Source organism: Marinobacter sp. UBA3604, from assembly GCF_002375325.1.
Lineage (GTDB): Bacteria > Pseudomonadota > Gammaproteobacteria > Pseudomonadales > Oleiphilaceae > Marinobacter > Marinobacter salarius.
This window is the reverse complement of sequence record NZ_DFMB01000016.1, coordinates 408-19137: the sequence shown is the minus strand read 5'-3', so window position 1 is coordinate 19137 and position 18730 is coordinate 408. Positions and strand designations below refer to the sequence as shown.

Genomic DNA, 18730 nt, shown 5'->3' with positions numbered 1-18730 from the left:
GGGTTCGTCAGCAATCTGAGCCCCCGCTTAGCGGGGGCTTTTTGTAACTAAGTCTAGAATGGTATGTCGTCGTCGAAGTCATCAACCGGTTCCGGCATGCTGCCTTGTGACGGCTGACTGTACCCCCCGCCTCCGGATTGCTGCCCAGACGGGCCTGCGGCTGCTGGCGCGGCATTGCCTGCTTGCTGCGGACGGCCAGCGGGAGCACCCTGGCTCATGCCGCCGCCTTCACCACCACGACTGTCGAGCATCTGCATCTGGCCGTTAATGTCCACCACTACCTCGGTGGTGTAGCGATCCTGACCGTCCTGCCCCTGCCACTTGCGCGTCTGTAACTTACCCTCGATGTAGACCTTTGAGCCCTTACGCAGGTACTGACCAGCCACCTCGGCAATCTTGCCGAACATCACAATCCGGTGCCACTCGGTTTTCGGCACCAACTGGCCTGTTTGCCTGTCCTTGTAACTTTCATCGGTTGCAAGGTTGAGGTTCACCACCGCATTGCCATTCGGGGTATAGCGGGTTTCCGGGTCCTGCCCCAGATTCCCAATCAGAATAACCTTGTTTACGCCTCGTGCCATGATCTGCTCCTGACTCTGTTTTCAGGGATGGCCTGCCTTCCCTGCAGGCCTCCGAATTTCAAGATTGGCTGCCCTGCCGGACAAACGAAAAGCCCGCAAGCGACAGCTCATCAAATGTTTGACGATCCACCTTCAGGTAGGCGGTTTTCGCCTCTTCCAGGATGACAACATCCTGCACCCCGGGGATGCCTCTCAGCGTGTCATCAATCTCATCAAACTGACTGTAAACCACAGGCTGCAACTGTACCACGAAACTGGTGGTATGGCCCGGGGTCGACATCGTCAACGCCACCGCGAGCCATATCAGCAGCGCACCTACCATAAACCAAAGCACGCCCTGAAGACCCAACTGCTCGAGCAGAATACCACCAACCGCCCCACCCAGAAACGCCCCAAAAAATTGCGACGTGGAATAGACCCCCATAGCAGTGCCTTTTGCCGCTGCCGGCGATTCTTTGCTGACCAGAGACGGCAAACTGGCCTCCAGCAGGTTAAACGCCATAAAGAAGAAGAACAGCACACCCCAGGCCATCGCAAGTCCACCACCAAGCGCGCCAACACAAGCGGTTGATAGGGCAAGCAGCGCGATGGCACCACAAAAAACAGGTTTCATCCGGCGCTTTTTCTCCCCAACGATAATAAACGGCACCATGGCAAAGAAAGAGGCCACCATAACCGTCAGGTAGAACCACCAGTGTGACGAAGCGGGAAGCCCCAGCCGATCCTGAAGCAGGGTTGGAAATACCAGGAACATCGCGGTCAACACCAGGTGTAATGCAAAAATTCCGAAATCCAGCCTCAGCAGTCGGCCATCAGACAGGACGGTTTGCAACATTGCCCTGGCCGGATGGGTATCCGCACTGGACTTGTGCTCATGGGGTGTTGGCACCACGCGATTGACGATCATTATTGCCACCAACGCGAGTACGGCAGTGGCATAAAAAATGCCGGACAAACCAGAGACAGACCCCAGCAAGGGCCCCAGAACCAGCGATACAGAAAATGACAGGCCGATGGAGATGCCGACCGTTGCCATAGCCTTGGTCCGCTCCTCCTCCCGCGTCAGATCACTCAATAACGCCATCAAAACACTGGCGATGGCGCCCGCGCCCTGAAGAATCCGACCAGCGATTACAACGTATATGGAGTCTGTGGAGGCTGCCAGCAAACTGCCTGCGGCGAAAAGTACCAGCCCGATGTAGATCATCCGTTTACGGCCAACGCGATCAGACAGCATGCCAAACGGAATCTGCAGCAGCGCCTGGCTCAGACCATAGGCACCGATGGCCAGACCAATCAGCGCCGGTGTTGCGCCGTCAAGATCACTGCCAAGAAGCACGAACACTGGCATCACCATAAAGAGCCCAAGCATCCGCATGGCATACACAGATGCCAGTGCTGCAACAGAGCGTCTTTCCAGTGAATTCATGAGATGCCTGACCTGTTACTGTGTCCGGAAACGAGGGTTCAGAAGGGGCACATGCCCTTCAGGAAATCGCCGCGCATTGTAACAGAAGCCATGCAGGCAGGGCATTGTGCATTTACCTGCTTAAAAGTCCCGGGCACTTGGCCGGCCGGGGGCCAAACACGGTATAATTTGCGTTTTTTCCGACTGCGAGGTGTTATGGACCATATCCAGATCAAAGGGGCACGAACCCACAATCTGAAGAACATTGACCTGGATATGCCGAGGGACAAGCTGATCGTTATCACCGGGCTGTCCGGCTCTGGCAAATCTTCTTTGGCGTTTGACACGCTTTACGCCGAGGGACAGCGTCGGTACGTGGAATCACTGTCCACCTACGCAAGGCAGTTTCTGTCGATGATGGAAAAGCCAGACGTGGATCATATTGAAGGCCTGTCGCCGGCCATTTCGATCGAGCAGAAGAGCACCTCCCACAACCCCCGTTCTACCGTCGGCACCATCACCGAAATCTACGACTACCTTCGCCTGCTGTTTGCCCGCGCTGGCGAGCCCCGCTGCCCGGATCACGATCTGCCACTAGAGGCCCAGACTGTAAGCCAGATGGTGGATCAGGTGTTGGCCATGCCCGATGACAGCAAGCTGATGATCCTCGCTCCGGTCATCCGTGACCGCAAGGGGGAGCACCTGCAGGTCATCGACACGATGCGCAGCCAGGGCTTTATCCGCCTGCGGGTGGACGGCCGTGTTTACGATATCGATGACGTTCCAACACTGGACAAGAAACGGAAGCACCAGATTGACGTGGTGGTCGACCGCTTCAAGGTCAAACCGGGGCTTGAGCAACGGCTTGCCGAGAGTTTTGAAACCGCTCTGGGCCTGGCTGATGGCATCGCGCTCGTTGCCCCCATGGATAATGAGGGAAACGAACATACGTTTTCTGCCCGCTACGCGTGTACCCAGTGCGGATACGCCATCAGCGAGCTGGAACCGAGACTGTTTTCCTTCAACAACCCTGCCGGCGCCTGCCCGACTTGCGATGGCCTGGGCGTCAAGCAATTCTTCGATGCCGAAAAGATCGTCCAGCACCCAGAGGCCACCCTTGCCGAGGGCGCCATCAAGGGCTGGGACCGCAGGGCCGTGTACTATTTCCAGATGCTGACCAGTGTGGCCGAACATTACGACATCAACATGGACACTCCCTGGGAGGACCTGCCGGAGGATTTTCGTCAGGCGCTGCTCTACGGCACGGGAACCGAAGACGTCCCATTCCGCTATGTAAACTCGCGCGGCCACATCATGGAGAAGGCCCATCCTTTTGAGGGCATCCTGCCAAACCTCGAGCGCCGCTACCGGGAAACCGAATCACAGAGCATGCGAGAGGAACTGGCCCGCAACCTCAGCACGCAGCCCTGCAAAGAGTGCGGCGGCTCACGACTGCGACGCAGCGCCCGGCATGTGTTTGTTGAGAAGAACAACATCTCGGACGTCACCCACATGCCTGTCGGCGACGCCCATGACTATTTCGGACAACTTGCCCTTCCTGGCCGCAAGGGCGAAATTGCCGAAAAAATCCTCAAGGAAGTTCGTCAGCGACTGCAATTCCTCGTTAACGTTGGCCTGGAATACCTGACCCTTGAACGCAGCGCCGATACACTCTCCGGCGGCGAAGCCCAGCGCATACGGCTGGCGAGCCAGATCGGTGCCGGCCTTGTGGGCGTCATGTACATTCTCGATGAACCATCCATTGGCCTGCACCAACGGGATAACGATCGCCTACTGGCCACACTGTTCCATCTGCGGGATCTGGGCAATACCGTTATCGTTGTCGAGCACGACGAAGACGCCATCCGGGCTGCGGATCACGTGATCGATATCGGGCCGGGTGCAGGCGTGCACGGTGGCCACATCATTGCCCAAGGCACGCCCGAAGACATCATCGCCTCCAAGGGCTCCCTCACCGGGCAGTACTTGTGCGGCGAAAAAGAGATCGCGATCCCTGAACAACGCCATAGCCGGAAGGGTAAACCACTGGTACTGGCAGGCGCGACCGGAAACAACCTGCAAGGTGTCACATTAACCTTACCGCTGGGTGTTATGACGTGTGTCACCGGCGTTTCGGGCTCCGGCAAGTCCACGCTGATCAACAGCACCCTGTATCCGGTGTGTGCTGCAAAGCTCAACAAAGCCACTAGCCTGAGCCACGCGCCCTATGAATCCCTGAAAGGGCTGGACCAGCTCGACAAAGTCATCGACATCGACCAGAGCCCCATAGGCCGGACACCCCGCTCCAACCCGGCGACCTACACCGGACTGTTCACTCCGATACGTGAACTGTTTGCAGGCACCCAGGAAGCCCGTTCCCGCGGATACAAACCGGGCCGTTTCAGCTTCAACGTTAAGGGCGGTCGTTGTGAGGCCTGTCAGGGCGACGGCGTGATCAAGGTAGAAATGCACTTCCTGCCGGACGTGTATGTCCCCTGCGATGTCTGCAAAGGCAAGCGCTACAACCGCGAAACTCTGGAGGTCCGATACAAGGGCAAGAGCATTCACGAAGTGCTGGAGATGACCGTAGAAGAAGCCCGCGAATTTTTCGACCCGGTTCCGTTCCTCGCCCGCAAGCTGCAAACGCTGATGGACGTCGGGCTATCGTATATCCGCCTCGGGCAAAGTGCAGTCACCCTTTCCGGAGGCGAGGCCCAGCGCGTCAAACTGGCCAAGGAACTGTCCAAGCGCGATACCGGCAAGACACTCTACATTCTTGATGAGCCCACTACCGGCCTGCACTTCTACGACATCCAGCAACTACTGACCGTACTGCAGCGACTTCGTGATCATGGCAACACCATCGTGGTGATCGAGCACAACCTGGATGTGATCAAGACGGCGGACTGGATCATTGACCTTGGGCCCGAAGGCGGCTCCGGTGGCGGTCAGATCATTGCGGAAGGGACGCCAGAGCATGTTGCTGCAGAGACGGGGTCACATACCGGGCGGTACCTGAAGGGCGTCTTGGCCCAGAATCGGAAATAAACACTACAAGTGATGAGACAAAAAAAACCGGAGGGATTAACCTCCGGTTTTTTATGGGCTTGGCGAAAAACTTAATCTTCGCTTTCGTCCACTTCTTCTGCTTCGATGTCCAGCGGACGACCAACCAGCTCCACAAATGCCATGGGGGCATTGTCGCCGGCACGGAAGCCACACTTCAGGATACGAAGGTAACCACCCGGACGCTCGTTGTAACGGGGACCAAGCTCATTGAACAGCTTGGCAACCGCCGCATCGTCACGCAGGCGAGAAAACGCCAGACGACGATTCGCGACCGAATCATTCTTTGACAGCGTGATCAAAGGCTCCGCTACCCGGCGAAGTTCTTTCGCTTTCGGGAGCGTAGTTTTGATCAGCTCGTGTTCAACCAGTGACGCAGTCATGTTACGGAACATGGCCTTGCGATGCGCACTGGTCCTGCTGAACTTACGACCACTCTTACGATGACGCATTGCTCTGATTCCTTACCTTAAACTAATCGGCGATTAACCGCCCAGGACCCGATCGTCGCCACGAAGGCTAGCCGGCGGCCAGTTATCAAGACGCATACCCAGTGACAGACCGCGGGACGCGAGCACGTCCTTGATCTCAGTAAGCGACTTTTTACCAAGGTTAGGCGTCTTCAGCAGCTCAACTTCAGTGCGCTGAATCAGATCGCCGATGTAGTAAATATTCTCAGCTTTCAAGCAGTTAGCTGAACGCACTGTCAATTCCAGATCATCAACCGGACGCAGGAGAATCGGATCAATTTCTTCCTCTTCCTCAACACGCTCGGGTTCTTTCTCGTGATCGAAATCAACAAACACGGCCAGTTGTTGCTGGAGGATGGTCGCGGCCCGGCGAATCGCTTCTTCCGGGTCGATCGTACCATTGGTTTCCAGATCAATAACCAGCTTGTCCAGGTCGGTGCGCTGTTCTACCCGTGCACTTTCCACGGCGTAGGCAACACGGCGGACCGGACTGAAAGTTGCGTCCAGTTGCAGGCGTCCAATGGCGCGAGTTTCGTCCTCGTCCAGACCCCGCTGATCAGCAGGCTCATAGCCGCGACCACGGGCAACCTTCAGACGCATGTTCACTTCACCATTGGCACTCAGGTGACAGATCACATGTTCCGGGTTGGTGATCTCGACATCGTGATCCAGCTTGATATCACCGGCAGTGACAACGCCCGGGCCTTTCTTGCTGAGGGTTACCTCGGCATCGTCCCGGCCGCCCATTTTCACGGCCACGCCTTTAAGATTCAAAAGAATCTCAATGACGTCTTCCTGAACACCTTCGATCGCGCTGTACTCGTGCAACACGCCGTCGATCTGTGCCTCGGTAATGGCACAGCCCGGCATTGAGGACAAGAGTATCCGACGCAGTGCGCTACCAAGAGTATGACCGAAGCCCCTTTCCAGAGGCTCCAGGGTCACTTTGGCGCGCATGGCGCTTGATTCTTTCACGTCAATGGTACGAGGTGTCAATAACTCATGTACTGAACGCTGCATAGACGCCCCTAATTGCTCTCGTTGCTAACTGGGCTTTACTTGGAGTAAAGCTCGACGATGAGGTTCTCGTTGATGTCGGCCGGCAATTCAGTGCGCTCGGGCACTGACCTGTAAACGCCGGACATCTTGCTGGCGTCGACCTCTACCCAGCTCACCGGTGCGCGGCTGGAAGACAGATCCAGCGCGCCTTTAACGCGAAGCTGGTTTTTTGCCTTCTCACGCACGCTCACAACATCACCCGGACGGACCTGATAAGACGGGATGTTCACCAGCTTATCGTTGACCAGGATCGCTTTGTGAGAAACGAGCTGACGGGACTCAGCACGGGTAGAACCAAAACCCATGCGATAGACAACGTTATCAAGACGGCCTTCCAGCAGCTGCAACAGGTTCTCACCGGTTGCACCCTTGATGCGGGCGGCCTCTTTGTAATAGTTGCGGAATTGCTTCTCCAGCACGCCGTAGATACGACGGACTTTCTGTTTTTCACGAAGCTGTACGCCATATTCGGACAGACGACCGCGACGCGCGCCGTGCATACCCGGCGGAGTCTCGATGTTGCACTTTGAATCGAGCGCGCGAACACCGCTCTTCAGAAAAAGATCTGTCCCTTCACGACGAGACAGCTTGCACTTCGGGCCTATGTAACGAGCCATAATTCACTGTCTCCTGTGTTAGACGCGGCGCTTTTTGGGCGGACGACAACCGTTATGGGGAATCGGCGTCACATCAGTGATGTTAGTGATCTTGTAGCCGCACGCGTTCAGCGCACGAACCGCAGATTCACGTCCGGGCCCCGGACCTTTAACCTCTACGTCCAGGTTTTTAAGGCCGTATTCAGCAGCCGCATTACCGGCTCTTTCAGCTGCTACCTGCGCAGCAAAAGGTGTACTCTTGCGTGACCCACGGAAACCGGACCCACCAGAAGTGGCCCAGGACAATACGTTGCCCTGACGGTCAGAAATGGTCACGATAGTGTTGTTGAAGGACGCGTGAATGTGCGCGACGCCATCAACAACCGTCTTTTTCACCTTTTTACGGGTACGTGTACCTGGCTTTGCCATGTTTGCCTACCTGTTACTTACGAATAGGTTTGCGAGGACCTTTACGGGTGCGGGCGTTGGTCTTTGTGCGCTGGCCACGGACAGGGAGTCCATGACGGTGGCGCAGACCACGGTGGCAACCGAGATCCTTCAAACGCTTAATGTTCATCTGAACTTCACGACGCAGATCGCCTTCAACGGCCAGCTTGCCTACTTCTGTACGAAGTGATTCAAGCTGCTCGTCGGACAGGTCCTTGACCTTGACGTCCGGCTTAACACCGGTTGCATCGCAAAGCTTCTGGGCTGCTGTCTTACCGACTCCAAAAATGTAAGTCAGAGAGATAACAGCATGTTTGTGATCGGGTATATTGACACCGGCTATACGTGCCATCCAAATTACTCCGCGTTCAAAGCTTTGCTGTGTGAATTTTCCGCCACTATAAAAGGGCGCGAAATAATAGCGCCTGACCCCACCTGAGGTCAAGCGCCATTAATCGTACCCTTTACAATGTCAGTGCTGAATCCGTAAGGATTAACCCTGACGCTGCTTGTGGCGAGGCTCCGAGCAAATGACTCGTACTGAGCCATTGCGACGAATTACTTTGCAGTTACGGCAAATTTTCTTTACCGAAGCGCGTACTTTCATTGTCGACTCCAGTTTTCAAGGGGAACGAAATTATCCGTTCCGACCATAGCCCTTGAGATTGGACTTCTTCATCAACGAATCATATTGATGAGACATCAGGTGCGACTGAACCTGAGCCATGAAATCCATCACCACGACTACAACAATCAGCAGAGACGTGCCGCCCAGATAGAACGGTACATTCCCGGCAACCATCAGAAACTGAGGGAACAGGGACACTGCTGCAATGTACATTGCACCGAACAGAGTCAGGCGGGTCAGCACACCATCAATATACTTGGCAGTCTGATCGCCCGGACGAATGCCCGGAATAAACGCGCCTGAGCGCTTGAGGTTATCCGCAACTTCTTTCGGGTTATACATCAACGCTGTATAGAAGAAGCAGAAGAAAACGACTGCTGCTGCGAACAGAATGATGTATAGCGGCTGGCTAGGTGCCAATGCCTGGGAAATATCACTCAGCCATTCCATGCCCTCGCCCTGACCGAACCACTGCCCCAGCGACGCCGGGAACAGCAGAATGGAGGAAGCGAAGATCGGCGGAATAACGCCTGCCATATTCACTTTTAAAGGCAAATGGCTGGACTGCTGAGCAAATACCCGCCGGCCTTGCTGGCGCTTCGCGTAATTGATCGTCAGTCGACGCTGACCACGCTCCATAAACACCACGAAGCCAATTACAGCAACCGCCAGGATACCAATACCCAGAACCACCAACAGACTCATCTCGCCGTTACGCGCTTGCTCCAGGGTCTGCCCTATGGCACCTGGAAGGCCAGCAACAATACCGGCAAAAATCAGCAGGGAAATCCCGTTGCCGACGCCGCGCTCGGTGATCTGCTCACCCAACCACATCATGAACACGGCACCACTGACAAAGGATACCACAGCCACAAAGTGGAAGCTGAAGCTGTCGTTGAAGGTCACACCCTGGGATGCCAGCCCGACAGAAATACCAAAGCCCTGAACCAGGGCCAGGATAACCGTACCATACCGCGTGTACTGGCTTATCTTGCGACGGCCAGCTTCACCCTCCTTCTTCAGTTGCTCCAGCGTCGGACTGACCGCTGTCATCAACTGCATAATAATAGAGGCTGAAATATACGGCATGATACCAAGTGCGAAGATACTCATCCGCTCAAGCGCACCACCGGAAAACATGTTGAACATGCTCAGGATTGTGCCCTGGTTCTGTTCAAACAGTGCCGCCAGACGGTCGGGGTTAATACCCGGCACCGGGATGTGGGCACCGATCCGGTACACCAGCAATGCCAGGAAGACGAACCAGAGCCGCGATCGCAGCTCTGCCAGTCCTTTACCCGCGCCCGCAGGCAATGATGCGTTCTTGGCCATTTAGTCCTCGACTCGCCTTAGTCTTCGACTTTACCGCCCGCGGCAGTGATCGCCTCGCGTGCGCCTTTGGTCACCTTCAGACCCTTGACAGTCACTGCGCGGCTCAGTTCGCCGGACAGAATAACCTTCGCTTCACGAATTTCTTCGCGAACGATGTCAGCCTTCTTCAGGGCCTCGAGATCAGCTACGTCACCGTCGACTTTCGCCAGTTCGTTCAGACGAATTTCAGCCACATAGCGCTGCTGGCGCGAGGTGAAACCGAATTTCGGCAGACGACGGGCCAACGGCTGCTGGCCGCCCTCGAAACCAGGCGCGACACTGCCGCCGGAACGGGCCTTAAGACCCTTGTGACCACGACCACCGGTCTTGCCGAGGCCGCTACCGATACCGCGACCCACGCGCTTGGCGGCAGGACGTGAACCAGGCTCCGGACTAAGTTCGTTCAGACGCATCTTAGTTCTCCTCTACCTGCACCAGGTAGTTAACCCGGTTGATCATCCCGCGGATGGAAGGGGTATCTTCCACTTCCACGGTGTGACCGATTTTACGGAGACCCAGGCCCTTGACGCACAGCTTGTGCTTGGGCTGACAGCCGATGGGGCTGCGGGTCAGTGTTACTTTGATCGTTTTTGCGTTCGCCATGACTTCAACCCAGAATCTCTTCCACGGATTTACCGCGCTTGGCTGCAATATCTTCAGGCGCTTGAGTTGCCTGGAGACCCTTGATGGTGGAACGTACCACGTTCACCGGGTTGGTGGACCCGTAACACTTGGACAGTACGTTCTGCACACCCGCTACTTCCAGTACGGCACGCATAGCGCCGCCGGCGATGATACCGGTACCTTCTGATGCAGGCTGCATGTAGACCTTGGAACCACCATGCTGCGCTTTAACCGCGTACTGCAGGGTATTTCCGTCAAGCGGGATGTCGACCATGTTCTTGCGTGCAGCTTCCATCGCTTTCTGGATCGCAACCGGCACTTCACGCGCCTTGCCACGACCGAAACCAACGCGTCCTTTACCATCACCCACTACAGTCAGTGCAGTGAAGGCAAAAATACGACCGCCCTTAACAACCTTGGCGACGCGATTGACCTGAACCAGCTTCTCCTGGAGCTCAGGCGCCTTCTGTTCGTTAACGCTCATCTTCTCCACCTCTTAGAATTGCAAGCCAGCTTCACGGGCTGCGTCGGCCAGAGCCTGGACGCGACCATGATAACGGTAACCGGAGCGGTCAAAAGCGACCTGCTCTACACCTGCCGCCTTGGCACGCTCAGCAATCAACTGACCGACCTTTTTGGCAGCGTCCACGTTACCGGTTGCACCCTGGCGCAGGTCCTTATCCAACGTGGAGGCAGCCGCCAGCACCTTGCTGCCGTCTGCAGTGGTAACCTGGGCGTACATGTGCCGGGGTGTACGATGTACACACAGGCGGTTGGTGCCCAGCTTACGGATCTTCATGCGCACTTTGCGTGCGCGACGCAATCTTTCGTTATTCGCGCTCATAGTCCCGCCTTATTTCTTCTTGGCTTCTTTGCGTCTGACCTGCTCATCCGCATAACGCACACCCTTGCCCTTGTAAGGCTCTGGCGGACGGAATGCGCGGACTTCTGCAGCGACCTGGCCAACCTGTTGCTTGTCGATTCCGCGAATCACAACTTCCGTATTGGACGGAGTTTCAGCGGTAATCCCCTCGGGCAGCTCATACTCAACCGGGTGTGAAAAACCCAGCGTCAGATTGAGCTTCTTACCTTGCGCCTGGGCACGGTAGCCTACGCCCGTCAGCGCGAGCTTGCGCTCAAAGCCTGTAGACACACCGGTCACCATATTGTTGACCAATGCGCGGGTAGTACCAGCAAGAGCGCGGGACTGTTTGGCTCCATCACGGGGTGCGAAGCGCAGAACGTTTTCTTCCTGCGTGACCTCTACCACATGGTGGATGGTGAATTGAAGCGATCCTTTGGACCCCTTCACATTAATTTCCTGTCCGTTCAGCTTAACCTCAACACCGGAAGGCAGCACGACAGGATTATTGGCAACCCTGGACATGTGTATCTCCTAAAATACGGTGCAGATGACTTCGCCACCCACGCCGGCAGCACGTGCAGCGCGGTCTGTCATTACGCCCTTGGACGTAGAGACAATCGCGACTCCCAGACCACCGGATACCTTCGGCAGCTCCCCAGCGCCCTTGTACTGGCGCAGACTCGGACGGCTGACCCGCTTGATTTCCTCAATAACCGGCTTGCCACCGAAGTATTTGAGGTTAATAGTCAGCTCGGGTTTCGCGTCAGCTGAGACGGAAAAATCGGCTACGTAACCTTCGTCCTTAAGGACCTGGGCTACGGAGATCTTCATCTTTGAAGACGGCATGGCCACATCGGCCTTCTGTGCCATCTGTGCATTACGGATACGGGTAAACATATCCGCAAGCGTATCTTGCATACTCATTGGTATGAGACTCCTGATCTTTTTAGTTGTGCAGCGGCGCGCCGCACCGCTTACCAACGGGCACCTGACCTGCGGTCAGTGTACCTGCCTTACCAGCTTGCTTTGGTCAGGCCCGGGACGTCGCCGCGCATGCCAGCTTCACGCAACTTAATACGTGACAGCTTGAACTTGCGCAGAACGCCGTGGGGACGACCTGTAACCTGGCAACGATTACGAAGACGCGAGGGAGACGCATCACGAGGAAGCTGTTGCAGCTTCATCTGTGCATCCCAACGGTCATCATCGCTGGTATTCGGGTTCTTGATAATCGCCTTGAGTTCGGCGCGCTTCGCTGCGTACTTCGCAACGGTTTTTTCGCGCTTGAACTCGCGGTTCTTCATGGAAACCTTAGCCATTACACTCGTTCCTTATTTCTTGAACGGAAAGCCGAAGGCTTTCAACAGTTCGCGACCTTCATCGTCGGTACCGGCAGTGGTGGTAATGGTGATATCAAGTCCACGGATCTTGTCGACTCTGTCGTACTCGATCTCGGGGAAAATGATCTGCTCACGCACACCCATGCTGTAGTTACCGCGACCATCGAAGGACTTGGGATTCAGACCGCGGAAGTCACGAATGCGGGGTACCGCAATGTGAACCAGACGATCAAAGAAATCCCACATACGCTCACCGCGCAGGGTAACTTTACAACCGATCGGCCAACCTTCACGGATTTTAAAGCCCGCTACGGATTTACGTGCCAAAGTGACAACGGCTTTTTGACCTGCCAGGCGCTCAAGATCCGCCACGGCATTTTCAATCAGCTTCTTGTCACCGACCGCTTCGCCGACACCCATATTCAGGGTGATCTTTTCGATACGCGGCACCTGCATGATGTTCTTGTAGCTGAACTCTTTCTGCAGGGCGGGTACCACTTCCTTACTGTACTGCTCTTTCATGTTAAGCATCGTAACCACCACCGCTTACTGGTTATCGACGACTTCTTTCGTGGACTTAAAGATCCGCACTTTAGCGCCGTCTTCCTTGATCTGGAAGCCTACGCGATCGGCTTTGCCGGTCTGCGGATTAAAAATAGCCACGTTGGAAGCCTGGATAGGTGCTTCTTTTTCGACGATGCCACCTGGGGTGCCGAGCATCGGGTTTGGCTTGGTGTGCTTCTTGATCATATTGATCCCAGAAACAACAACCCGGCCATCGTCCTGAACCTTCAGGACTTTACCACGTTTGCCTTGGTCTTTCCCCGTAGTGACGATTACTTCGTCATCTCGTTTGATCTTTTTCATAACCGGCCTCTGGTCCTTAAAGTACTTCGGGTGCCAGTGAAATAATTTTCATGAACTTCTCATTTCGCAGTTCACGGGTAACCGGTCCGAAGATACGGGTACCAATGGGTGCGTCCTGATTGTTCAGAAGTACTGCCGCGTTTCCGTCGAAACGAATAAGCGACCCGTCGGGACGACGCACACCTTTACGGGTACGTACAACGACAGCTTTCAGGACCTGGCCTTTTTTCACTTTACCGCGGGGGATGGCTTCCTTAACGGTTACCTTGATGATATCCCCAACGCTGGCATAACGCCGATGTGAACCGCCCAGGACCTTGATGCACATCACCTGACGTGCACCACTGTTGTCCGCGACTTCAAGCATTGTTTGAGTCTGAATCATGGTTATTCTCCAGCAGAAACCACTTTGCCGTTACGACAAGACTCACCGTCCGGGCGAGTTACACCTTCGATGCGCGTTCGGTGACTTCCACCAGAGCCCAGCTTTTGGTCTTGGAGACCGGGCGGGTTTCCTGGATTGTAACGGTGTCACCGATGTTGCACTGATTGCTCTCGTCGTGAGCATGAATTTTGGATGAACGCTTCATGTACTTACCGTACAGAGGATGCTTAACCTGGCGCTCAACCAGAACCACAATGGATTTCTCCATTTTGTTGCTCACGACCTTGCCGCTCAGGGTTCTGGCAGTTTGGGTAGCTTCAGTCATGTTACTGTCCTGCCTTTTCATTCATAACTGTTTTCACGCGAGCAATGTCACGCTTCACCTTCGGAAGAAGATGAGACTGATTCAGCTGACCTGTCGCCTTACGCATGCGCAGGTTGAACTGCTCCTTCAGGAGGTCGATCAGCTCTTTGTTCAGCTCCTCGACTGACTTGTCACGCAGCTCTGTTGCTTTCATCACATCACCGTCCTCGTTACAAAGGTGGTCTGTACGGGCAGCTTGGCCGCAGCAAGAGTGAACGCGTCACGAGCGATTTCCTCGGAAACACCTTCCATCTCATACAGCATCCGGCCTGGCTGAATTTCAGCCACCCAGTACTCGACAGAACCCTTACCTTTACCCATTCGTACTTCGAGCGGCTTGCTGGAGATCGGCTTGTCCGGGAAAATCCGGATCCAGATCTTACCGCCCCGCTTGATGCGGCGAGTCATGGTACGACGCGCTGCCTCAATCTGGCGCGCAGTTATACGTCCACGGCTTGTCGCCTTCAATCCGTATTCACCGAAGCTCACCTTGTTAGCACGGTGCGCAAGACCGGTGTTACGGCCTTTCATTACCTTGCGAAATTTGGTGCGTTTTGGTTGCAGCATTTGAGTGCCCCTTTACTTAGAACCTTTCTTCCCAGAGGCTTTCTTGTCAGCACGGACCTGCTCCATACCACCAAGAATCTCACCTTTGAAGATCCATACCTTGACGCCGATAATGCCGTAAGTGGTTTTCGCTTCGTAGGTCGAGTAATCAATGTCTGCACGCAGTGTGTGCAGCGGTACACGACCTTCGCGATACCACTCGGAACGGGCAATTTCAGCACCCCCGAGACGACCGCCTACCTGAATCTTGATGCCTTTCGCACCCTGGCGCATGGCGTTCTGTACCGCACGCTTCATAGCGCGACGGAACATCACACGACGCTCCAGCTGACCGGCAACGTTCTGCGCGACCAGGCGGGCATCCAGGTCCGGCTTGCGGACTTCTTCGATGTTGATGTGCACGGGCACACCCATCATGTCGCTGACTTCGCGACGCAGACGGTCAACATCTTCACCCTTCTTACCGATAACAATACCGGGACGGGCTGTATGGATCGTGATACGGGCGTTCTGAGCAGGGCGCTCGATCACAATCTTGCTGACAGACGCCTTTACCAGACGCTTGTCCAGGAATTCGCGAACCTGAATATCATTCAACAGGTTGTTCGCGTATTCCGCCTTTTCGGCGTACCACACTGAGTTGTGCTCTTTGATCACACCCAGGCGCATGCCGGTTGGATTTACTTTATGACCCATCTGAGCATCTCCTACTTGTCGGCGACCTTGACGGTGATATGACAGGTGCGCTTGAAAATCCGGTCAGCGCGCCCCTTGGCTCGAGCTTTGATTCGCTTGAGCGTCGGACCCTCATCCACCATAACGGTGGAAACCCGCAAATCATCTACGTCCAGACCTTCGTTGTGCTCAGCGTTAGCGATGGCAGACTCAAGGGCTTTCTTGAGAATGACCGCCGCCTTCTTCGGGCTGAAAGTCAGAATGTTCAGGGCGTCCTCAACAGCCTTGCCGCGTACTTGGTCAGCGACAAGACGCGCTTTCTGAGCTGAGAGGCGAGCGCCCTTGTACTTGGCTGCTACTTCCATTTCTATTACCTCACAATCAGCGTTTAGCTTTCTTGTCGGCCGCATGACCACGATAAGTACGCGTCGCCGCGAACTCACCCAGCTTATGCCCGACCATATCTTCGGTGACATAAACCGGCACGTGCTGCTTGCCGTTGTGGACTGCAATGGTCAGGCCTACCATCTCCGGAAACACTGTCGACCGGCGGGACCAGGTTTTGATCGGCCGCTTGTCGTTAGCTTCCAGAGCTGCCTCGACCTTCTTCAACAGATGCAGGTCTATAAAAGGACCTTTCTTCAAAGAACGTGGCACAGCATTTACCTCTATGTAGTCGTTTACTTGGCTGAACGACGACGTACTATCATCTTATCAGTACGTTTGTTCTTACGAGTCTTATGCCCTTTGGTCGGAACACCCCACGGAGTAACCGGGTGACGCCCGCCAGAGGTACGCCCTTCACCACCACCATGTGGGTGGTCAACTGGGTTCATAGCAACACCACGTACTGTTGGACGTTTACCGCGCCAACGTGATGCACCCGCTTTACCAAGCTGCTTGAGGCTGTGTTCGCTGTTGGACACTTCGCCCAACGTTGCGCGACAGTCAACAAGCACCTTACGCATTTCACCTGAGCGCAGGCGGATGGTGGCATAAGCCCCTTCCCGAGCAACCAGCTGTACGGATGCGCCCGCAGAGCGAGCCAGCTGAGCACCTTTGCCAGGCTTGATTTCGACGCAGTGAATCACAGAACCGACCGGAATATTCCGGAGCGGAAGTGTGCTTCCTACTTTAATCGGCGCGTCGATGCCGGAGCGCACAGGGTCACCAATCTGCATACCTTTGGGAGCGATAATGTAGCGACGCTCGCCATCGGCGTACTTGATCAGCGCAATGTGCGCAGAGCGGTTAGGATCGTATTCCAGGCGCTCGATAGTCGCCGGGATACCATCTTTGGTCCGCTTAAAGTCAATGACACGGTAGTGTTTTTTATGTCCACCACCAATGTGACGGGTAGTGATGCGACCAAAATGGTTACGACCACCCGATTTACTAAGAGTTTCTACCAACGGCTCGTAAGGGCGCCCCTTGTGAAGATCAGGGTTAAAGAGCTTAACAACGTGACGGCGGCCGGCAGATGTTGGCTTGGTTTTGACGATCGGCATTTTACGACCCCTTTACCTTATTCCACATCCAGAAAATCAATGTCCTGACCGTCCGCAAGCTTAACGTAAGCCTTACGAATGTCAGCACGCTTGCCGAAGCCGCGAACGGTACGCTTGAGCTTACCCTTACGGTTCAGAACCTGAACACCTTCGACGGTGACGTTGAACAGCTGCTCAACGGCTTTCTTGATCTCGGGCTTGGTTGCGTCAGGGGCTACACGGAATACCACCTGACCACTTTCCGCGACCAGAGAGGCTTTCTCTGATACGTGAGGCCCAAGAAGAACCTTGTAAATACGTTCCTGATTCATCCCAGCATCTCCTCGATTTTCTTCAGAGCGGGAACAGTCACAACCACTTTGTCGAAGGCGACAAGGCTAACCGGGTCAAGGCCGGCGACATCACGCACATCAACGTGCGGGATATTGCGCGAGGCCAGGTGCAGGTTCTGCTCGACGTTGTCGGACAGAATCAGCGCGTTACTGACACCGATATCGCTCAGCTTGGCAGTGAAGGCCTTGGTCTTGGGCGTTTCGACATTCATGTCGTCGACCACAACCAGGCGCTCCTGACGGACCAGCTCGGAAAAAATGGAGCGCATCGCTGCGCGGTACATTTTGCGGTTTACCTTCTGCTCAAAACTCTGAGGCTTGGCAGCGAAGGTAACACCACCGGACCGCCACAGCGGACTGCGGATGGTACCGGCACGGGCACGACCCGTACCCTTCTGACGCCAGGGCTTCTTACCACCACCAGCGACTTCCGAACGTGTTTTCTGAGCACGGGTACCCTGGCGCGCACCGGACATATACGCGGTGACAACCTGGTGAACCAGTGACTCATTAAAATCTTTGGCGAACGCAGCGTCGGAAACCGAGATTCCCTTGCCGCTACCTGTAATAGTCAATTCCATCGCACCGCTCCTCAGGCTTTAACTGCAGGCTTGATGACAACATTTCCGCCGGTCGCGCCCGGAACGGCACCACGAATCAGCAGAAGGTTGCGCTCGGCGTCGACACGGACGACTTGCAGGTTCTGCACGGTCACCTGCGCATTGCCCATCTGGCCCGCCATCTTTTTGCCCTTGAATACCTTGCCCGGAGTCTGGTTCTGACCGATGGAACCCGGAGCACGATGAGAAAGGGAGTTACCGTGTGTGGCGTCCTGCATGGAGAAGTTCCAGCGCTTTACGCCGCCCTGGAAACCTTTACCCTTGGACTGACCAACAGCATCAACGACCTGGCCATCTTCAAAGATGGAAGCGGTAATCTCTCCGCCTGCAGCCAGCTCTTCGCCTTCGCCATCAGCGAGACGGAATTCCCACAGACCACGACCAGCCTCGACTCCGGCTTTGGCGTAATGGCCCGCTTCGCTTTTAGTCACACGAGAGGAACGACGCTTACCAACGGTTACCTGAACCGCGCGATAGCCATCGCTTTCAAGAGTTTTCAGCTGGGTAATGCGGTTGGGCTCAACCTCAATTACCGTTACGGACACTGCTTGCCCGTCTTCCGTAAAAATACGGGTCATACCGGCCTTGCGACCGACAATTCCAATTGCCATGTTTCACCTCTTAAGTGTACGGGGCTCTCACCCTCTATGGCCTTATGACAGTTACACAGACTAACGCTTGGCGTTAGCCGAGGCTGATCTGAACGTCTACACCTGCTGCCAGATCCAGCTTCATCAAAGCATCTACTGTCTTTTCCGTCGGCTCGACGATATCCAGCAAACGCTTGTGTGTACGAATCTCGTACTGATCGCGCGCGTCTTTGTTGACGTGCGGTGAAATCAGAACGGTGTACTTTTCCTTCCGCGTCGGCAGAGGGATTGGTCCACGCACTTGAGCGCCGGTCCGCTTCGCGGTATCGACAATCTCCTGCGTTGACTGGTCGATCAGGCGATAATC

31 protein-coding genes are annotated in these 18730 nt (G+C 55.3%); 1 reads left to right on the top strand and 30 read right to left on the bottom strand.

Annotated elements, in window-relative coordinates:
- Positions 1-53 precede the first annotated feature (53 nt).
- A complete protein-coding gene (ssb, locus tag B2590_RS04990) occupies positions 54-581 on the bottom strand; it encodes a single-stranded DNA-binding protein (protein WP_075195655.1) in 528 nt (175 codons plus the stop codon).
- A 58-nt stretch (positions 582-639) separates the two neighbouring features.
- Positions 640-2010: an MFS transporter gene (locus tag B2590_RS04985; protein WP_286847876.1), complete on the bottom strand. Its 1371-nt coding sequence runs from the start codon at positions 2008-2010 to the stop codon at positions 640-642.
- A 195-nt stretch (positions 2011-2205) separates the two neighbouring features.
- Here B2590_RS04985 and uvrA point away from each other — a divergent pair, with 195 nt between their 5' ends.
- Positions 2206-5037, top strand: coding sequence for an excinuclease ABC subunit UvrA (uvrA, locus tag B2590_RS04980; protein WP_286847874.1), 2832 nt, complete (start codon positions 2206-2208; stop codon positions 5035-5037).
- Positions 5038-5108: 71 nt separating this feature from the next.
- Here uvrA and rplQ read toward each other — a convergent pair whose 3' ends face one another.
- The 28 genes from rplQ to rpsJ form a co-directional block, all read right to left on the bottom strand.
- Positions 5109-5507 carry a 50S ribosomal protein L17 gene (gene rplQ, locus B2590_RS04975; RefSeq protein ID WP_007153989.1) on the bottom strand — a complete coding sequence of 133 codons (399 nt, stop codon included), beginning with the start codon at positions 5505-5507 and terminating at the stop codon, positions 5109-5111.
- Positions 5508-5540: 33 nt separating this feature from the next.
- Positions 5541-6545, bottom strand: a complete 1005-nt coding sequence (locus B2590_RS04970) for a DNA-directed RNA polymerase subunit alpha (RefSeq protein WP_036203352.1) — start codon at positions 6543-6545, stop codon at positions 5541-5543.
- A gap of 35 nt (positions 6546-6580) precedes the next feature.
- Complete coding sequence (gene rpsD / locus B2590_RS04965) at positions 6581-7201, bottom strand: 30S ribosomal protein S4 (RefSeq protein WP_007153991.1); 621 nt, start codon at positions 7199-7201, stop codon at positions 6581-6583.
- An 18-nt stretch (positions 7202-7219) separates the two neighbouring features.
- On the bottom strand, positions 7220-7609 hold the full coding sequence (gene rpsK, locus B2590_RS04960) for a 30S ribosomal protein S11 (RefSeq protein WP_007153992.1): 390 nt from the start codon (positions 7607-7609) through the stop codon (positions 7220-7222).
- A gap of 13 nt (positions 7610-7622) precedes the next feature.
- Complete coding sequence (gene rpsM / locus B2590_RS04955; protein WP_007153993.1) at positions 7623-7979, bottom strand: 30S ribosomal protein S13; 357 nt, start codon at positions 7977-7979, stop codon at positions 7623-7625.
- A 141-nt stretch (positions 7980-8120) separates the two neighbouring features.
- Complete coding sequence (gene rpmJ / locus B2590_RS04950; RefSeq protein ID WP_008174902.1) at positions 8121-8234, bottom strand: 50S ribosomal protein L36; 114 nt, start codon at positions 8232-8234, stop codon at positions 8121-8123.
- A gap of 30 nt (positions 8235-8264) precedes the next feature.
- A complete protein-coding gene (secY, locus tag B2590_RS04945; protein ID WP_007153995.1) occupies positions 8265-9587 on the bottom strand; it encodes a preprotein translocase subunit SecY in 1323 nt (440 codons plus the stop codon).
- 17 nt (positions 9588-9604) lie between these two features.
- Entirely contained in the window at positions 9605-10039 is a 435-nt protein-coding gene (gene rplO / locus B2590_RS04940; protein ID WP_007153996.1) for a 50S ribosomal protein L15, read from the bottom strand.
- A gap of 1 nt (position 10040) precedes the next feature.
- A complete protein-coding gene (gene rpmD, locus B2590_RS04935; RefSeq protein WP_007153997.1) occupies positions 10041-10229 on the bottom strand; it encodes a 50S ribosomal protein L30 in 189 nt (62 codons plus the stop codon).
- A 4-nt stretch (positions 10230-10233) separates the two neighbouring features.
- The gene (gene rpsE / locus B2590_RS04930) at positions 10234-10734 is read right to left on the bottom strand and encodes a 30S ribosomal protein S5 (protein WP_007153998.1); all 501 of its coding nucleotides are present in this window, start codon (positions 10732-10734) and stop codon (positions 10234-10236) included.
- Positions 10735-10746: 12 nt separating this feature from the next.
- Entirely contained in the window at positions 10747-11094 is a 348-nt protein-coding gene (gene rplR, locus B2590_RS04925) for a 50S ribosomal protein L18 (protein WP_007153999.1), read from the bottom strand.
- A 9-nt stretch (positions 11095-11103) separates the two neighbouring features.
- A complete protein-coding gene (gene rplF / locus B2590_RS04920) occupies positions 11104-11637 on the bottom strand; it encodes a 50S ribosomal protein L6 (RefSeq protein WP_036203349.1) in 534 nt (177 codons plus the stop codon).
- A 9-nt stretch (positions 11638-11646) separates the two neighbouring features.
- Positions 11647-12039, bottom strand: a complete 393-nt coding sequence (gene rpsH, locus B2590_RS04915; RefSeq protein WP_007154001.1) for a 30S ribosomal protein S8 — start codon at positions 12037-12039, stop codon at positions 11647-11649.
- Between the two features lie 89 nt (positions 12040-12128).
- Positions 12129-12434, bottom strand: a complete 306-nt coding sequence (gene rpsN / locus B2590_RS04910; protein WP_007154002.1) for a 30S ribosomal protein S14 — start codon at positions 12432-12434, stop codon at positions 12129-12131.
- A gap of 12 nt (positions 12435-12446) precedes the next feature.
- The gene (gene rplE, locus B2590_RS04905; protein ID WP_036203346.1) at positions 12447-12986 is read right to left on the bottom strand and encodes a 50S ribosomal protein L5; all 540 of its coding nucleotides are present in this window, start codon (positions 12984-12986) and stop codon (positions 12447-12449) included.
- Between the two features lie 15 nt (positions 12987-13001).
- Positions 13002-13322, bottom strand: coding sequence for a 50S ribosomal protein L24 (gene rplX, locus B2590_RS04900; RefSeq protein ID WP_007154004.1), 321 nt, complete (start codon positions 13320-13322; stop codon positions 13002-13004).
- Between the two features lie 16 nt (positions 13323-13338).
- On the bottom strand, positions 13339-13707 hold the full coding sequence (rplN, locus tag B2590_RS04895) for a 50S ribosomal protein L14 (RefSeq protein WP_007154005.1): 369 nt from the start codon (positions 13705-13707) through the stop codon (positions 13339-13341).
- Positions 13708-13765: 58 nt separating this feature from the next.
- On the bottom strand, positions 13766-14032 hold the full coding sequence (gene rpsQ / locus B2590_RS04890; protein WP_007154006.1) for a 30S ribosomal protein S17: 267 nt from the start codon (positions 14030-14032) through the stop codon (positions 13766-13768).
- Between the two features lies 1 nt (position 14033).
- A complete protein-coding gene (gene rpmC, locus B2590_RS04885) occupies positions 14034-14225 on the bottom strand; it encodes a 50S ribosomal protein L29 (RefSeq protein WP_007154007.1) in 192 nt (63 codons plus the stop codon).
- Positions 14225-14638, bottom strand: coding sequence for a 50S ribosomal protein L16 (gene rplP, locus B2590_RS04880; RefSeq protein WP_007154008.1), 414 nt, complete (start codon positions 14636-14638; stop codon positions 14225-14227). Before rplP ends, rpmC begins: the two co-directional genes overlap by 1 nt.
- A gap of 12 nt (positions 14639-14650) precedes the next feature.
- A complete protein-coding gene (gene rpsC / locus B2590_RS04875; protein ID WP_007154009.1) occupies positions 14651-15334 on the bottom strand; it encodes a 30S ribosomal protein S3 in 684 nt (227 codons plus the stop codon).
- 11 nt (positions 15335-15345) lie between these two features.
- Positions 15346-15678, bottom strand: a complete 333-nt coding sequence (rplV, locus tag B2590_RS04870; RefSeq protein WP_007154010.1) for a 50S ribosomal protein L22 — start codon at positions 15676-15678, stop codon at positions 15346-15348.
- Between the two features lie 16 nt (positions 15679-15694).
- The gene (gene rpsS / locus B2590_RS04865; RefSeq protein ID WP_007154011.1) at positions 15695-15970 is read right to left on the bottom strand and encodes a 30S ribosomal protein S19; all 276 of its coding nucleotides are present in this window, start codon (positions 15968-15970) and stop codon (positions 15695-15697) included.
- Between the two features lie 23 nt (positions 15971-15993).
- Positions 15994-16821: a 50S ribosomal protein L2 gene (gene rplB / locus B2590_RS04860; protein WP_007154012.1), complete on the bottom strand. Its 828-nt coding sequence runs from the start codon at positions 16819-16821 to the stop codon at positions 15994-15996.
- A 17-nt stretch (positions 16822-16838) separates the two neighbouring features.
- Entirely contained in the window at positions 16839-17132 is a 294-nt protein-coding gene (rplW, locus tag B2590_RS04855; protein WP_007154014.1) for a 50S ribosomal protein L23, read from the bottom strand.
- Positions 17129-17734: a 50S ribosomal protein L4 gene (gene rplD, locus B2590_RS04850; RefSeq protein WP_007154015.1), complete on the bottom strand. Its 606-nt coding sequence runs from the start codon at positions 17732-17734 to the stop codon at positions 17129-17131. The genes rplW and rplD overlap by 4 nt, the downstream gene beginning before the upstream one ends.
- 11 nt (positions 17735-17745) lie before the next feature.
- Positions 17746-18384 carry a 50S ribosomal protein L3 gene (gene rplC / locus B2590_RS04845; RefSeq protein ID WP_007154017.1) on the bottom strand — a complete coding sequence of 213 codons (639 nt, stop codon included), beginning with the start codon at positions 18382-18384 and terminating at the stop codon, positions 17746-17748.
- A gap of 73 nt (positions 18385-18457) precedes the next feature.
- A partial coding sequence (rpsJ, locus tag B2590_RS04840; RefSeq protein ID WP_286847872.1) for a 30S ribosomal protein S10 occupies positions 18458-18730 on the bottom strand: 273 nt, incomplete at its 5' end.

What these genes read in the sequence shown, in the direction of transcription:
- B2590_RS04985 (WP_286847876.1), bottom strand. Translation starts at nt 2,010, where the DNA reads ATGAATTCACTGGAAAGACGCTCTGTTGCAGCACTGGCATCTGTGTAT.
- rplV (WP_007154010.1), bottom strand. Translation starts at nt 15,678, where the DNA reads ATGGAAGTAGCAGCCAAGTACAAGGGCGCTCGCCTCTCAGCTCAGAAA.
- rpsH (WP_007154001.1), bottom strand. Translation starts at nt 12,039, where the DNA reads ATGAGTATGCAAGATACGCTTGCGGATATGTTTACCCGTATCCGTAAT.
- rplB (WP_007154012.1), bottom strand. Translation starts at nt 16,821, where the DNA reads ATGCCGATCGTCAAAACCAAGCCAACATCTGCCGGCCGCCGTCACGTT.
- rplP (WP_007154008.1), bottom strand. Translation starts at nt 14,638, where the DNA reads ATGCTGCAACCAAAACGCACCAAATTTCGCAAGGTAATGAAAGGCCGT.
- uvrA (WP_286847874.1), top strand. Translation starts at nt 2,206, where the DNA reads ATGGACCATATCCAGATCAAAGGGGCACGAACCCACAATCTGAAGAAC.
- rplX (WP_007154004.1), bottom strand. Translation starts at nt 13,322, where the DNA reads ATGAAAAAGATCAAACGAGATGACGAAGTAATCGTCACTACGGGGAAA.
- rplC (WP_007154017.1), bottom strand. Translation starts at nt 18,384, where the DNA reads ATGGCAATTGGAATTGTCGGTCGCAAGGCCGGTATGACCCGTATTTTT.
- rplD (WP_007154015.1), bottom strand. Translation starts at nt 17,734, where the DNA reads ATGGAATTGACTATTACAGGTAGCGGCAAGGGAATCTCGGTTTCCGAC.
- rpsN (WP_007154002.1), bottom strand. Translation starts at nt 12,434, where the DNA reads ATGGCTAAGGTTTCCATGAAGAACCGCGAGTTCAAGCGCGAAAAAACC.
- rplR (WP_007153999.1), bottom strand. Translation starts at nt 11,094, where the DNA reads ATGAGCGCGAATAACGAAAGATTGCGTCGCGCACGCAAAGTGCGCATG.
- rplQ (WP_007153989.1), bottom strand. Translation starts at nt 5,507, where the DNA reads ATGCGTCATCGTAAGAGTGGTCGTAAGTTCAGCAGGACCAGTGCGCAT.
- rplO (WP_007153996.1), bottom strand. Translation starts at nt 10,039, where the DNA reads ATGCGTCTGAACGAACTTAGTCCGGAGCCTGGTTCACGTCCTGCCGCC.
- rplE (WP_036203346.1), bottom strand. Translation starts at nt 12,986, where the DNA reads ATGCTTAACATGAAAGAGCAGTACAGTAAGGAAGTGGTACCCGCCCTG.
- rpsD (WP_007153991.1), bottom strand. Translation starts at nt 7,201, where the DNA reads ATGGCTCGTTACATAGGCCCGAAGTGCAAGCTGTCTCGTCGTGAAGGG.
- rplF (WP_036203349.1), bottom strand. Translation starts at nt 11,637, where the DNA reads ATGTCCAGGGTTGCCAATAATCCTGTCGTGCTGCCTTCCGGTGTTGAG.
- rpmJ (WP_008174902.1), bottom strand. Translation starts at nt 8,234, where the DNA reads ATGAAAGTACGCGCTTCGGTAAAGAAAATTTGCCGTAACTGCAAAGTA.
- rpmD (WP_007153997.1), bottom strand. Translation starts at nt 10,229, where the DNA reads ATGGCGAACGCAAAAACGATCAAAGTAACACTGACCCGCAGCCCCATC.
- rpsE (WP_007153998.1), bottom strand. Translation starts at nt 10,734, where the DNA reads ATGAGCGTTAACGAACAGAAGGCGCCTGAGCTCCAGGAGAAGCTGGTT.
- rpsC (WP_007154009.1), bottom strand. Translation starts at nt 15,334, where the DNA reads ATGGGTCATAAAGTAAATCCAACCGGCATGCGCCTGGGTGTGATCAAA.
- ssb (WP_075195655.1), bottom strand. Translation starts at nt 581, where the DNA reads ATGGCACGAGGCGTAAACAAGGTTATTCTGATTGGGAATCTGGGGCAG.
- rpsQ (WP_007154006.1), bottom strand. Translation starts at nt 14,032, where the DNA reads ATGACTGAAGCTACCCAAACTGCCAGAACCCTGAGCGGCAAGGTCGTG.
- rpsK (WP_007153992.1), bottom strand. Translation starts at nt 7,609, where the DNA reads ATGGCAAAGCCAGGTACACGTACCCGTAAAAAGGTGAAAAAGACGGTT.
- rplW (WP_007154014.1), bottom strand. Translation starts at nt 17,132, where the DNA reads ATGAATCAGGAACGTATTTACAAGGTTCTTCTTGGGCCTCACGTATCA.
- rpmC (WP_007154007.1), bottom strand. Translation starts at nt 14,225, where the DNA reads ATGAAAGCAACAGAGCTGCGTGACAAGTCAGTCGAGGAGCTGAACAAA.
- secY (WP_007153995.1), bottom strand. Translation starts at nt 9,587, where the DNA reads ATGGCCAAGAACGCATCATTGCCTGCGGGCGCGGGTAAAGGACTGGCA.
- B2590_RS04970 (WP_036203352.1), bottom strand. Translation starts at nt 6,545, where the DNA reads ATGCAGCGTTCAGTACATGAGTTATTGACACCTCGTACCATTGACGTG.
- rpsM (WP_007153993.1), bottom strand. Translation starts at nt 7,979, where the DNA reads ATGGCACGTATAGCCGGTGTCAATATACCCGATCACAAACATGCTGTT.
- rplN (WP_007154005.1), bottom strand. Translation starts at nt 13,707, where the DNA reads ATGATTCAGACTCAAACAATGCTTGAAGTCGCGGACAACAGTGGTGCA.